The 13617-nt window shown below is 62.3% G+C and carries 11 protein-coding genes; 4 read left to right on the top strand and 7 right to left on the bottom strand.

Annotated elements, in window-relative coordinates; translation table 11 throughout:
* Positions 1-44: 44 nt before the first annotated feature.
* From BM177_RS10295 to pepN, 3 genes are all read right to left on the bottom strand, one after another.
* Complete coding sequence (locus tag BM177_RS10295; protein WP_091682215.1) at positions 45-2450, bottom strand: PAS domain-containing sensor histidine kinase; 2406 nt, start codon at positions 2448-2450, stop codon at positions 45-47.
* A 189-nt stretch (positions 2451-2639) separates the two neighbouring features.
* The gene (locus BM177_RS10290; protein WP_091681900.1) at positions 2640-3314 is read right to left on the bottom strand and encodes an O-methyltransferase; all 675 of its coding nucleotides are present in this window, start codon (positions 3312-3314) and stop codon (positions 2640-2642) included.
* A gap of 31 nt (positions 3315-3345) precedes the next feature.
* Complete coding sequence (gene pepN, locus BM177_RS10285) at positions 3346-6003, bottom strand: aminopeptidase N (protein WP_091681898.1); 2658 nt, start codon at positions 6001-6003, stop codon at positions 3346-3348.
* A gap of 178 nt (positions 6004-6181) precedes the next feature.
* Between pepN and BM177_RS10280 the strand changes: the two genes are divergently transcribed.
* The 4 genes from BM177_RS10280 (at position 6182) to BM177_RS10265 (ending at position 9769) form a co-directional block, all read left to right on the top strand.
* Positions 6182-6748 carry an SRPBCC family protein gene (locus BM177_RS10280; protein WP_091681896.1) on the top strand — a complete coding sequence of 189 codons (567 nt, stop codon included), beginning with the start codon at positions 6182-6184 and terminating at the stop codon, positions 6746-6748.
* Positions 6745-7716, top strand: a complete 972-nt coding sequence (locus BM177_RS10275) for a YVTN family beta-propeller repeat protein (RefSeq protein ID WP_244532253.1) — start codon at positions 6745-6747, stop codon at positions 7714-7716. The genes BM177_RS10280 and BM177_RS10275 overlap by 4 nt, the downstream gene beginning before the upstream one ends.
* Before the next feature lie 206 nt (positions 7717-7922).
* Positions 7923-9113, top strand: coding sequence for an alpha/beta hydrolase (locus tag BM177_RS10270; protein ID WP_244532252.1), 1191 nt, complete (start codon positions 7923-7925; stop codon positions 9111-9113).
* Between the two features lie 368 nt (positions 9114-9481).
* On the top strand, positions 9482-9769 hold the full coding sequence (locus BM177_RS10265) for a hypothetical protein (protein ID WP_091681893.1): 288 nt from the start codon (positions 9482-9484) through the stop codon (positions 9767-9769).
* A 183-nt stretch (positions 9770-9952) separates the two neighbouring features.
* On the opposite strand, the gene BM177_RS10260 is transcribed toward BM177_RS10265, so the two are convergent.
* From BM177_RS10260 to BM177_RS10245, 4 genes are all read right to left on the bottom strand, one after another.
* The gene (locus BM177_RS10260; protein ID WP_091681891.1) at positions 9953-10528 is read right to left on the bottom strand and encodes a type 1 glutamine amidotransferase domain-containing protein; all 576 of its coding nucleotides are present in this window, start codon (positions 10526-10528) and stop codon (positions 9953-9955) included.
* A gap of 94 nt (positions 10529-10622) precedes the next feature.
* Positions 10623-11141 carry a DUF934 domain-containing protein gene (locus BM177_RS10255; RefSeq protein WP_175492564.1) on the bottom strand — a complete coding sequence of 173 codons (519 nt, stop codon included), beginning with the start codon at positions 11139-11141 and terminating at the stop codon, positions 10623-10625.
* A gap of 99 nt (positions 11142-11240) precedes the next feature.
* Positions 11241-11972: a phosphoadenylyl-sulfate reductase gene (locus BM177_RS10250; protein WP_091681885.1), complete on the bottom strand. Its 732-nt coding sequence runs from the start codon at positions 11970-11972 to the stop codon at positions 11241-11243.
* The gene (locus tag BM177_RS10245; protein WP_091681882.1) at positions 11959-13617 is read right to left on the bottom strand and encodes a nitrite/sulfite reductase; all 1659 of its coding nucleotides are present in this window, start codon (positions 13615-13617) and stop codon (positions 11959-11961) included. Before BM177_RS10245 ends, BM177_RS10250 begins: the two co-directional genes overlap by 14 nt.

Here is a 13617-nt window from a genome sequence, read left to right as displayed (position 1 = left end):
AAACCAGCATCAGCGAGATTGCAGCATGAGCGGGGCAATGCCCCTCACCCCCGCGCGGCGGCCCGCAGTTTTGGCGGAGGGGTAGGGCGCCGGCTCGCCGCCGCCGTCAGCAGCAGCTTTTGGCGAGGCGCGTCCTGCGACTGCGGCAAGTGAACGAGCACGATGGTGCCGGCTCCGACCGAGGACCTGATCCGCATCGAGCCGCCGTGCAGGTCAATCAGCGAACGGGCGATGGCGAGGCCGAGCCCCGACCCCTTCATGCCGTTGTCCATTGAGCCGTCGAGCTGCTCGAACGGCCGGCCAAGGCGCGCGAGCGGCTCCGCCGCGATCCCCATGCCGTTGTCCTCGACATAGATGTTCAGCGCGCCCTGAACCATGCGCGTGCGGACGCTGATCCGGCCTTGCTGAGGCGTGAATTTGACCGCGTTGCGCAACAGGATGAGGAGGATTCTTTCAACCGCGGCCCGATCGGCGTGAACGCGTTTGCCGGGCAATGTTTCTGCGGTGATGCTGATGTCTTTTTCGTTCGCGATGGACTGTATGGCGCCGACCGCGCCGCCCACCGCGGAATCGATTTCAAAATCGTTCTTCTGCAGTCTGACTCGGCCCGCTTCGAGGCGGGACATGTCGAGGACGTCCGAAATGACGCCAAGGAGATACTGGCCGCTCTGCCTGATGTCGCAGCAATAATCTACATATTTCGGGGACCCGAGAGCGCCGAAGGTCTCCTGCTCCATGACTTCCGAAAAGCCGATGATCGCGTTGAGCGGCGTGCGCAATTCGTGGCTCATGTTGGCGAGGAATTCGGACTTCGCCCGGTTGGCGGTTTCGGCTTCGGCCTTCTGCTCGAGGTAGCGCTCGGCGAGATCGGCGAGCTGCTGCGCCTGGGTCTCGAGCGTCTGGCGCGACTTGCGCAGGTCCGCGACCGTCGCCATCAGGCGGCGCTCGCTGTCCATCAATTGCTCTTCGTGCCGCTTCAGCGTCGTAATGTCGGTTCCGACCGAGACGTAGCCGCCGTCCTTGGTGCGTCGTTCATTGATTTGCAGCCAGCGGCCGTCCGCGAGCCGCGCCTCGTACGTGCGGGCGTTGGCCTGGCGCCGCTCGCCCAGCGGAATTTGCGCCTGGATGAGCGGCGGGGCGCCCTTCGCCATGACCTGAGCATAGGCGGCGCCCGGCCGCAGCGCGTCGTTGCTGAGGCTGTGAAATTTCTGGAACTTTGAATTGCACATGACGAGGCGATTGTCGGCGTCCCAGAGCACGAAGGCCTCGGAGATCGTCTCGATGGCGTCCCGCAGCCGCATGTCGGCCGTCGCCGTGCGTTCCGCAAGCGCCTTTTGTTCCGTGATGTCGACCGCGATCCCGACGAGGTGCGGCGTCTCACCGGGCCGGTCCCGCACGAGTTCCGCGCGCGCGCGCAGCCAGATCCAGTCGCCCTTGGCGTTCCGCATCCGGAACGCGTGGTCGATCGTGTCGGTCTGGGAGGCGGTCAGCATCTCGGCCATCATGGCGAGATCGCCGTCGTGCGGATGAACCCGCGAATTGATGTCGCCGAACGACAGGAACTGTCCCATCGGCGCCATGCCGAGGATCTCGTACATGGAATCGGACCAGTAGATCCGTCCACGCGCGAGGTCCCAGTCCCAAAGTCCGCATCGGCCGCGGCTCAGCGCCGTGTCGATCCGGTCGCGGACGCGTTCGCAGATCTTGTCGGCTTCGCGGGCGCGGGAGGCCTGCCAGAAATAGGCGATCGCGAGCGCGCACAGCACCAGAACCGTGCAGGTCAGAAGAACAATGTTGCGAAAGGCGTTGGCGCGCCATTCCGCCAGGACGGCGCTCATGGGATAGACGAAGGCGACCTGTCCCAGCGGAGCGTCGAGGGTGCGTACGGCCGCCAGTGCGTCTGACCCATCCGGCAAGGTGATCCGGAGCACGCCGGCTTTTTCGGCGAAGATCGTGAGGGGTTGGGCCGGACCGAGATAATCGCTCAAAGACGCGCCGGGGCCGATGGATGCGGCGAGCCCCGCGGCAAGCGACGCGGGCGCGCTGGCGATGACGGCGCCATCGAGGTCGCTGACCATTCCCTGCTGCCCTCGAGCCAGCGCCCGGGACGGCATCGCCTGCGCCAGGACAGCGCCGACTTCGTTCTTGGATCTGTTCTTCATCTCCAGTCGAAGATCGTCCGCGACGACGGCGGCCACCATTTCGAGGTCGGAAAAGCCTTCCGCAATCGCGTGATTGTAGCCGTCGCGGGTCATGGCCCAGGTGACGGCGATCAAAGTGCCGACGAAAATCCCGAGCATGGCCGGGACCGCTCGGCGGACCCAGAGCTCAAGCCTATCAGCCCGGAAGAGAGCCGGCCGGAAATCTGACGGTTCGCTTTCTTGCGCGCAGGCGAAATCCTGCGTTGCCTCCGCGTAAGCGGAAGCATGCGCCGCGTTTGCACGCGTCATGACAGGCCCCTCGAAACTGATCGGAGCGATGTGCCGCATCTCCCCGATTCGATTTCATGAGACTCTGAGTTTACCTTTTTGTCCAGAATTTAATGAACCGTGAACGCAAAATTTGATCGGTCCCGGCCTGTTGAAAAGGCCGAAATCCGCGGCGTCCCGTGAGGCCGGGCGGGGGCGTTCGGAAATTCGTCAGGGGCCGTCGGTGACGAGCGCGATCGCGAGGCCGTCATGACCCTTGACGCCGACGGTCTGGATCGCCGTCGCGCTGACGCGTGGCTCCGCGGCGAGCATCGTGTTGAACTGACGGATTCCGCGGATCGCCGGATCCGGACTGTTCTCGTCGAGGACCGCTCCATCGCGGACCACATTATCGACGATAATCAGACCGCCCTGCCTCGAGAGCTGGAGGGCGAGGGAGAAATAGGCGGGGATGTTTTCCTTGTCCGCGTCGATAAAAATCAAATCGAAGGGTCCACGGCCTTCGCCGATGAGCTGCGCCAGCGAGTCGAGGGCGGCGCCGATCCTGAGCTCCACGACGTCCGCGAGACCAGCCCGGGCGATGTTCGAGCGGGCGACCTCGGCATGCTTCGGGTCGTATTCGAGCGTCACGAGGCGGCCATCCGGCGGAAGCGCCCGCGCGAGCCAGATGGCGCTGTAACCTCCGAGCGTCCCGATTTCGAGGATAGTCCGGGCTCCCAGGATTCGCGCAAGGAGATTCAGCAGCTTGCCTTGGTTCGGCGCGACGGCGATCGAAGGCAGGCCAGCCGCCGCGCTCGCCTCGATCGCCGCATCGAGCGCGGGATCGGCGGGAACGAGCAGGGCGTCGAAATAATGATCGATCTTAGACCATATCGGGTCGCTCATCGGCGATTCCTGTCTGCGGGCGGGGGAGGATTCAAGCCAGGGAGCGTTCGACAATGTCTCTCACGTCGGGCGACAGGCCGGGACTTCCGGCGACCCGGCGGAGCGCGGATTCGGCCTGGCCGCGCCGGACGCTTTCGAGCGAACGCCAGCTGCGGAACGCCGCGAGCAGTCTTGCCGCCACCTGCGGATTCTTGCGGTCGAGTTCGAGCACGGCGTCGGCCACGAAATCATAGCCGGAGCCGTCCGGCGCGTTGAACTGGGTCTGATTGCCGGCGGCGAACGCGCCGATCAAAGACCGCACCCGGTTCGGATTGGCGAGCGAGAAAGCGGGGTGAGCCGTCAGTTTTTTCACCCGGGCAAGCGCGCCGGGTTCCGCGATCATGGCCTGCAACGCGAACCATTTGTCGATGACGAGCGCGTCGCCGGCGTGGTTCTGGTAAAAGCTCTCCAGCGCCGTTTCGCGCTCGGCGCTGGCCGCTTGCGAAAGCGCGCCGAGCGCCGCGATCTCGTCGGTCATCGTGCTGGCGCTGGCGAATTGAGCGGCGGCGAGACGCACGCCTTCCGGGATTTCGCCCGAGACAAGAAGGTCGAGCGCGACGTTGCGCAAGGATCGCCGGCCGGCCGCGGCGGCGTCCGGAGAATAGGGCCCTTTATCCTCCAGCCGCGCATAGGCCGCGAGGAGAGGCTGGGAAAGGTCATGGCCGATCGCCGCGCGAAGCGCCTTGCGCGCGACGTGGATGGCGTCAGGATCCACATCCTGGCCGATCTCGCGCGCGATGTCGGCCTCGCCGGGCAAGGTCAGCACCTGAGCGGTGAAGGCCGGGTCGGCGCTCGTCTCGGTCACGATCCGGAGCGCATCGATAAAGTTTGGCTCGTAAGCGGGCGCGCCGCCGGCGCGAACAGCTTCGACCGAACGAAGCAGAAGCCTCGTCGCGAACGTCTGCGCGGCCTGCCAGCGGTTGAAACTGTCGCTGTCATGGGCGACGAGCGTCACGAGATCGCTCTCGCTCCAATCATATTCGACCCGAACCGGGGCGGAAAATCCGCGGAACAGGGAGGGCGACGGGCGCACTGGCACATCGCGAAAAACGATCCGCCTGCGCGGCGTCGTCAGCTCGATGATTCCGCGCCCCAGTTCGACGCCGCTCGCGCCGTCTTCTTCGCCGGCGCGCAGTTTCAGATCGCCGTGCTCGCCCGCGACAAGACCGAGCTCCACCGGAATGACGAACGGCTCCTTGGTCGGCTGTCCGGGAGTCGGCTTGCTGCTTTGCGAAAGGTCGAGCGTAAAGGTCCGCGCCGCCGGGTCATAGACGGCCGTGACGGACACGAGAGGCGTGCCGGACTGGTTGTACCAGCGTGAAAATTGCGTCAGATCGCGTTGCGCCGACTCGGCGAAACAGGAAATGAAATCTTCGATCGTGGCGGCGGTCCCGTCGAAACGCTCGAAGTAAAGATCCATGCCTTTGGCGAATGCCTCGTCGCCGATCAGCACTTTCAGCATCCTGATGATCTCGGCGCCTTTTTCGTAGATCGTCGCGGTGTAGAAATTGTTGATCTCGAGATAGGCGTCGGGACGAACATTATGGGCGAGCGGGCCGGCGTCCTCGGGAAATTGCTGCGCCCGCAAGGTGCGCACGTCGGCGATGCGATGCACCGCCCGCGAGCGCATGTCAGACGAAAATTCGTGGTCCCGGAAGACGGTCAGGCCTTCCTTGAGGCAGAGCTGGAACCAATCCCGGCAGGTGATCCGGTTGCCGGTCCAGTTGTGGAAATATTCATGCGCGATCACGGCCTCGATATGGGCGTAATCCGCGTCCGTCGCGGTCGCCGGCGAGGCGAGCACGTATTTGTCGTTGAAGACGTTGAGCCCCTTGTTCTCCATCGCGCCCATGTTGAAGTCGGACACGGCGACGATATTGAAGACGTCGAGATCGTATTCGCGGCCGAACGCGGTTTCGTCCCAGGCCATGGACCGCTTCAGCGCGTCCATCGCATAGGTTGCGAACGCCTCCTTGCCATGTTCGACATAAATTCCGAGCGCGACCCTGCGCCCGGATCTCGTGACGAACTCATCGTGAATCGAGCCAAGGTCGCCGCCGACCAGGGCGAAGAGATAGCAGGGCTTTGGAAACGGATCGCTCCACACCGCGAAATGGCGCGAGGTTCCATCGATCTTCCCTTCCGCGATCTTGTTGCCGTTGGACAAAAGCGCCGGCGCTTCGGAGACTTCCGCCTCGATCCGCGTCGTGTAGACGCTGAGCACGTCCGGCCGGTCGAGAAAATAAGTGATGCGGCGGAAACCCTCCGCCTCGCATTGCGTGCAATAGGCGTGGCCGGTCCGGTAGAGTCCCATGAGGCGCGTATTGGCCGTCGGGTCAAGTTCCGTCTCGATTTCGAGGATGAAGGGGCGCTGGGGCGGCGACGTCAGCGTCAACTGGCTCGGGGTGACGAATCCCGAGGCGAGGTCGAGGTCCACGCCGTCGAGCGTAATCCGCCTGGCGGCGAGTCCGTCGCCGTCGAGGACCAGCGGGGTGTCCGGCCGGCCTTTCGGATTGGGCTTTATGCTAAGACGCGCCGTCACCTGCGTCGCTGTCGCGCGAAGCTTGACATCGAGATCGACCTTGTCGATCAGATGATCGGGGACCCGGTAGTCCTTGAGGCGAACGGGTTCGGCGGTGTCGGTGCGCATTCAGTCCTCGATTGCCCATCATCGGGCGGCTCTCGGCCGGGGCTCGTCCGGGTGGAATTTATTCGCCCGTTATTATAGAGCTTCCGCCTCGAAGCCGCAAAAGACCGGCCCGGCTTCGGCGGCTGGCGTCGGCCTTGGTCCGACCGCACGTTACATATAGGCGCAAAGGGAGTGAAGTATGGCTGCGATCTTGAAGAAATTGTTTTGGACCGGAGCCGTGCTCCTTGCATTCGCGCTGCCGCAAGTCGTCCTGCCGCAAGTCGCCCTGGCGCATGGGCCGACCCGGCAGAAGACGACGGAAAAGATCGAAATCAACGCGCCCCCCGCCAAAGTCTGGGCGATCATCGCCGATTTTCATGACATGAGCTGGCTGCCTGGAATCGCCAAGACCACAGGTGAGGGCGGAAACACGCCGGACGCGGCGAAGCGCCAGCTGACGCTCGACAACGGGGCCACGATCGACGAGAGCCTCTATAAGTATGACCCCGCCGAAATGTCCTATGCGTACCGGATCGACAACGTCGACGTGAAGGTGCTTCCGGTCAATAATTATTCCGCGAGCATCATCGTTCTTCCGGCCGATGGCGGGAAAAGCGTCGTCGAATGGCGCGGCGCGTTCTATCGCGGCTATCCGAACAATGACCCGCCGCCGGAACTGAGCGACGAAGCCGCGCTGAAAGCGGTCAGCGGCCTTTTTCGCAAAGGATTGGAAAACCTCAAGAAGAAGGCCGAGTCCGCGCCGTGACGCGCAAGCTCCCGTCGGGGCTCGCCGCGACGGGTTTCGCGCTCGCCCTCGCCCTCGTCGTCCTGAACGCCGCGGCGTTGGCGGACGAAGCGTTTATCCCCGATCAGACCGGAGACGAATTGAGCATCCTCGATCTGGAGAAGGGAAGGATCGTGGCGCGCATTCCGATTCCGGGCAAGCCCGCGGGCGTCGCCATGTCGCGCGATGGACGCACCGCCTTTGTGACGAGCACCGAAGGTAAATATATCTCGGTCGTCGATACGGCGGAGCGTCGCGTCCTGCGCAGGATCGCCACGTCGGATACGCCTCTTGGAATCGCGCTCGACCACTCGGGGGCGTCGCTTTATCTTGCGGGCTTTTATCAGCCGCGCCTCTATAAGATCGACATCGCCAGCGGCGCGCTGGAGGCGACGCTCGACATCGGCGCGCTCCCGTCCGGCGTCGCCGTGACTTCCGACGGCGCGGTGATCGTCACCGCCGACCGTGGAGACGATCAGATTTCGATTATCGACGCGGCGAAATGGACCCGCCTTGCGACGGTGAAGGTCGGCGCCCATCCCTTCGGCGTCACCATCGATCCTGCGGGCGCCCGCGTCTACACAGCGAACGTCGAAAGCAACGACATTTCAGTCGTCGATCTCGCTTCGCGTAAGCTGATCGGAACCGTCAAGGTCGGCAAGCGTCCCTACGCCGTGGCGCTGGCGAACGGCCTTGGCTTTTCGACCGATCAATATGGCGGAACCGTCTCCGTGTTCGACCTTGCGACATTGCAGCCGATCAAGAGGATCAGCGTTGGCGAATACCCCGAAGGGATAGAGGCGAGCGCTGACGGCGAGCGGATCTATGTCACCAACTGGTTCTCGAACGAGGTCTCCGCGATCGACGCGCACACGCTTCAGGTGATAGCGCGGATCCCGGTCGGAGACGGCCCCCGGGCGTTCGGCAAATTTCTTCGGGTGACGCCCTAAGACGATAGACAAGGTTCAGAGGTCTGATTCCAAAGGTTTTTTTGAATCTGCAATATGGTCTCGGCTTGCGGCCGCATTGGCGACATTTTCGCCGCTCATGATCCTCGGTGGATGATTTTTACCGGATGGAAAGGTTCTGCGGCTTCAACAACGCGAACCCTTTTGCTTTTGCGCCCCGGTCACCTTGAAGAGGACGCCGCCTGGCCTTGACGCAGCCCCTAGCGACATTTTTCTCTCTCGGAGGGAAACGCCGGCCGCGAGGAGATCTGACCTCGCGCTTATGCGTTTTCGCGGCCTGCTGCGCTCTCCTGACCCTGACGGGCTGCGCCTCGACGGGTTTCGCCGATATCGGCGAAACCTCGCCGCAATCCGCCTCGGAGCCGATTTTTGTCGTTTCGACGCGAAAGAACGATAGGGAAGCGATCAATGAGGCCGTCGCCGACGGCGACGCAAAGGCCTCCCTGCAGCGGATCGGCGTGCCTTCAGGGCATCAGGCGGGTCAGATCGAACGTCCTGGCTTTGGCGCGGTGGACCCGCAGAAACATTTCGCCGTGCTGAGCCGGCGGACTCTGGACCAGGGCGCGCTTGTCTCCGAACTCGCCACGCATCTGTCCGGGCGGACGGGCTCCAACCGCGATATCCTCCTCTACGTCCATGGCTTCAATACGAGCTACGATGAAGCCCGCTTCAGACTGGCGCAGATCGCCTACGACGGGCGATTTGGAGGGGTTCCCGTTCTCTTCACCTGGCCGGCGGCGGGCAGTCTGCTCGACTATGGCGCAGCCAAGGAAAGCGCGACAATTTCGCGGGACGCGCTGGCCAAGCTCGTCCGCCAGCTGTCCCAGGTGCCGGGTGTTGGCCGCGTTCATATCCTCGCGCATTCGATGGGCGCCTGGATGACGATGGAGGCCTTGCGCGAGAACGCCATCGGCGGAAGTCCGGACCTTGACGGCAAGCTCGGCGACGTGATGCTGGCGGCGCCCGACATTGATCTCAATGTCTTCCGCCGACAGTTGGCGCGGATCGACGCCTCGCATGTGTTCGTCCTCGTCACGGCGAACGACCGCGCCCTGTCGCTTTCGCGCTCGCTCGCGGGAGACAGGCCGCGGCTTGGCGCGCTCGATCCGGCCAATCCGGTCGATCGGGCGGCGCTCGACGAACTTGGAGTCAAAGTCTACGATCTTTCACGCGAGCCAAGCGATTGGATAGGTCATGGCGTCTACGCCAACGCCCCCGCCGTTTTGAAAACGATCGGCGCGCAAATTGCTGAGCCAAGGCCTCAGGACGCCGAGGTTCAGGCCGTGCTCGGCGAAAAGCCGGTCGATACCTCGATCGTGGCCACTCCGCTCCCACCTGTCGGCGAACCCGCAAATCCTCCCGCGGCGCAAATTCATTAGCTCTTAACGCCAGCTTTAGAAAAAATTAACGGAACCTTTTCGGGGTGCCGAGAGTTAACTTTACCAATCTCGCGAGACAAGGCTTTGCTTTCGAGTATTGATTTGCGAGATGACAATATTTTGTGTGGTTGTCGCGCATAAAGCGCGACCATTTCAGTTGTAAGCGAGATTTAAGTTTCCAAGTATTTTCGCCGTGGCGTCACTTGCTGCAAGGCAACATAAAATATCTATATTGACGTCTTATTCGTTTCCGAATTAACTTTTAACATATCGTAGCATTGCGAATGTTTCGCTTCAGCTTGCGTTAAGCGGCTGCGTCTAAAGCTCCTTGCGTCCAGGGTTCCACATGAGCGTAAAGTGAGGGTGTCATGTGTTTGATCGCCGAAATCGTCCATACATGTTCGAACGAGAAAGTCGCTCAGGCGGCTGTGGCTTCGATGGGATCTGATTTCGCGGGCAGGGTTCAAGTGACGGCCAGCGCTTACGGCATGACGATCGGGGCCTTCACGGCGAAGACCGTGCGCCAGTTTGATCGGAGCGTTGGCGAAGAGCAGAAGAAAGATCTCCGGGCGATCATGCGCGGATCGGATCAGCCCATCTTGTCGGGTCTGCATCATATTCTTCAGCCGGCCATCGACACGGAGACTTCCGTTTAAATCCGGAAAACAAGTTCGAAAATCCGACCCGTCGAGCGGATCCGAGGCTTTTGTGAAATCGCAGAGCCTCGGACCTAGAGCATGTTCCGATCGGATTGAATCAATCCAATCGACAAGACTCAAATCTTTGACTCTGGAGCGGTTTCTGATCGATCGCATGACTTCATGCGATCGGAAAGCGCTCTAGGCTCTCACCCTGAACGGTTCGCCTTCAAGGTGTTCCCCCGTCTCGATTTCTTCGATGATCTTGGCGACGAATGCGTCGAGGTCGCCGGGACAGCGGCTGGTGATTATTCCATCGTCGACGACCACCTCGCGGTCGATCCATTGACCTCCGGCGTTTTCGATGTCGGTCTTGAGCGATTTCCACGACGTTAACTGCCGCCCCTCTACGACCCCCGCTTCGATCAGCAGCCAGGGCGCATGGCAGATCGCCGCGACAATCTTCCCCGAATGCAGAAAATCAAGCACGAGGTCGACCGCGTCATCGTTCATCCGCAGGACGTCGGGATTCATCTGGCCGCCGGGAAGAACGAGGCAATGATATTCGGAAGGGGCGACTGAACTGATTTCGAGATCGACCGGGACCGTCTCGCCCCAGTTCTTGTCTTTCCAGCCTTTGATGTCCGGACCCTTGGGCGCGCAGACATGGACGAGGGCCCCCGCCTCCTTCAGCTTTTCAAGAGGCTGCGTCAATTCGGACTGTTCGAAGCCGTCCGTGGCCATGATCAGGATCCGGGCGTCGCGGATGGTTGGCATCTGTTCGCTCCAAGTGGTGAGCAGCGAAAACAGCCCTGTGACCGCAAAGTTCCGGGGTGAAATTCACATCCTCGGGATGGTGGAGGCGTCGTGACTACAGCGCCATCGAGCGGCGCGTCCACGGTCTCGCCGCCACCGCCGCCGCCTCCGCGCCAAGGCCAGGCTGATAATAAAGCGGCATATCCGGCTTTCTCCCTCCTTCGAGGAGGCGGATCGTCGCGGCGTCGCTCAGTTCGAAAGCGTCAAAACCGCACCGCGACAGGAGTTGCAGCTGATCGAACAGGATGTCGCCGGTCGCGCGCAATTCTCCCGTAAAACCGCCGACGGTTCGGATCTGGCGCCCCATCGAATAGCCGCGACCGTCGGTGAACTTTGGAAAGCGAATGGCGATGAGAGCGAGTTGGCCGAGATCGTCCGCGATCGCATCGACCTTTTCGCCCGGATCGAGCCGCAGTCCAAGCGGGATGTTGGCGGAGCGCGAGCGCAGTTCGTCACGCCTCTGTCGCCATTGCGCGAGCGTCAGGCTCACTTTTCCGTCCAGCGGCAAAGTTTCGTCCTCGCCGAGCGCGCGCCACTCATCTTGTGCGAAGGCGTTGTTCTTGAACAGGGCCATGGTGTGAAATCCGCTCGAAGGCTTTCCAGTCCGATCCGCCGGAAAAGCAATCATCATTGTTCTGGTTGAGTCTGCGCGCCCCGTGCGGGACGGCTGTTGCTATTCGACCGCGGGCGCGACCAGCGTCGAACTATGCAGGCCGCATTCCAGTTTGCCGCGCCCACGCCAGCGTCCGGCCCGGCTGTCCTCCCCGGGCTTGACCGGCGACGTGCACGGGATGCAGCCGATGGAAGGAAAGTTTTTGGCCACCAGGGGATGTCGGGGCAGGCCGTTCACGTCGATATAGCTCAGTAGCGCGCTTGCGGTCCATCCGGCGAGCGGATTGATCTTGACGCGCCCCTCATCGTTTTCGAACAAGGGAAGGCTCGCTCGCGTCTGCGCCTGAAATCTTTTGCGGCCGGTGATCCAGGCGTCATATCCTTCGAGGGCTTTGGCGAGCGGCTCGACCTTTCTGATTTCGCAGCAGCGATCCGGATCGCTGGACCAGAGGAAGTCTTCGGGATCCTGCTCGGCGAGCCTGAGTTCATCCGGCCTGATGACCTTCACATTGCGAAGGTCGAGATGGGCGACGAGCCGGTCGCAATAATCGAGCGTTTCCGGAAATAGAACCTTTGTATCGATGAACAGCACCGGCGCGCTCTTGTCGATCTGGCTGACCATGTGCAGCAGAACCGACGATTCCGCGCCGAAGCTTGACACAAGGGCGATTTTGCCGGGGAAAAATTCCTCGATGGCGCGGCGGATGATCTCGCGCGGCTCGAGCGAACTCAACTCGGCCGAGCGGCGGGCGGCTTCCGCTTCGGTCCAGCGCGCGCCCTCATTCGCTGGCATAGAGCGCCTCCTTGAACGGCTTCATCCCGACGCGCCGGAACGCGTCAAGGAAGTCTTCATCGCGCCCGATGCGGATTTTCAGGTAGGTGTCCACGACCTTCTCGACGGCGTCGACGATCCCCTCGGACGAAAAGCCGCGGCCGGTGAGCGAACCGACGGCGCAGCTCTCGTCGGCCGAGCCGCCAAGAGTGATCTGATAGGCTTCGGCGCCGGTCTTTTCGAGCCCGAGAATCCCGATATGCGCGACATGATGATGCCCGCAGGCGTTGATGCAGCCGGAAATGTTGATCCTCAGTTCGCCGATTTCATCGGCGCGCGCGCCGTCTCCGAAACGCTCGGAAATCCGTTGCGCCACCGGGATCGAGCGAGCGGTGGCGAGCGCGCAGAAATCGAGGCCGGGGCAGGAGATGATATCGGTCACGAGGCCGACGTTCGCCGCGGCGAGGCCTTGCGCCGCCAGCTCATCGAAAACGGCGGGCAAATCGTCCAGCGCGACATGGGGCAGGACGAGGTTCTGCTCGTGCGCGACGCGAATCTCGTCGGCCGAAAAACGTTCGGCGAGGCTGGCGACGACCTCCATATCCGTTGCGCTGGCGTCGCCGGGAATGCCGCCGATCGGCTTCAACGAAATGGTGACGACCCCATAGCCCGGCGTTTTATGCGGCGCGACGTTTTGAGAAGCAAAGCGCGCGAAGGCCGGATCTTTCGCCTTGCGGGCCTCGGCGACGGCGGATCTGGCGTCGCGCGCGTGAAGATCTGGGGGAGCAAAATAGGCCTCGATGCGGGCGATGTCGCGCTCTGGCAGCGTCAGCGCCGCGTCGCGATGGTTCGCGAATTCGGCCTCGACCTCGGCGGCGATGACGTCTGGACCCTTCTCATGAACAAGGATCTTGATGCGCGCCTTGTACTTGTTGTCCCGCCGTCCTTCGAGATTGTAGACGCGCAAGATGGCGTCGGTGTAGGCGAGTAGGTCGGCCTTAGGGAGAAAGTCGCGGATCTTGTGGGCGATCAACGGCGTCCGGCCGAGACCGCCGCCCACATAAACCGCAAATCCTGTTTCGCCGTCGCTGTTCCGGACGATCTGATAGCCAATGTCATGGACTTGCAGCGCCGCGCGGTCCTTGGCCGCGCCGTTCACCGCGATTTTAAACTTGCGCGGCAGGAACGAATATTCGGGATGGAAGGACGACCATTGCCGGAGAATCTCCGCGTAGGGACGGGGATCCTCGATCTCGTCGGCGCTTGCGCCGGCGAACTGGTCCGACGTGACGTTGCGGATGCAATTGCCGGAGGTCTGGATGGCGTGCATTTCAACGCTGGCGAGTTCGTCAAGGATGTCGGGGCAGTCGACGAGAGCCGGCCAATTGTACTGGATATTCTGCCGCGTCGTGAAATGGCCATAGCCCTTGTCGTAGCGTCTGGCGATAAAGGCGAGCTTGCGCAATTGCCGGGACGACAGCGTGCCATAGGGAATTGCGACCCGCAGCATGTAGGCGTGCAATTGCAGGTAGACCCCGTTCATCAGCCTCAGCGGCCGGAATTGCTCTTCGGTCAATTCACCGGAGAGTCTTCGCGCGACCTGATCGCGGAATTGAGTCACGCGAGCGGCGACGAAGGTTTGGTCGAATTCGTCATAACGATACAT

Source organism: Methylocapsa palsarum (assembly GCF_900114285.1).
GTDB lineage: Bacteria > Pseudomonadota > Alphaproteobacteria > Rhizobiales > Beijerinckiaceae > Methylocapsa > Methylocapsa palsarum.
The sequence above is the reverse complement of the archived record's forward strand: the minus strand, read 5'-3'. Positions and strand labels throughout refer to the sequence as shown.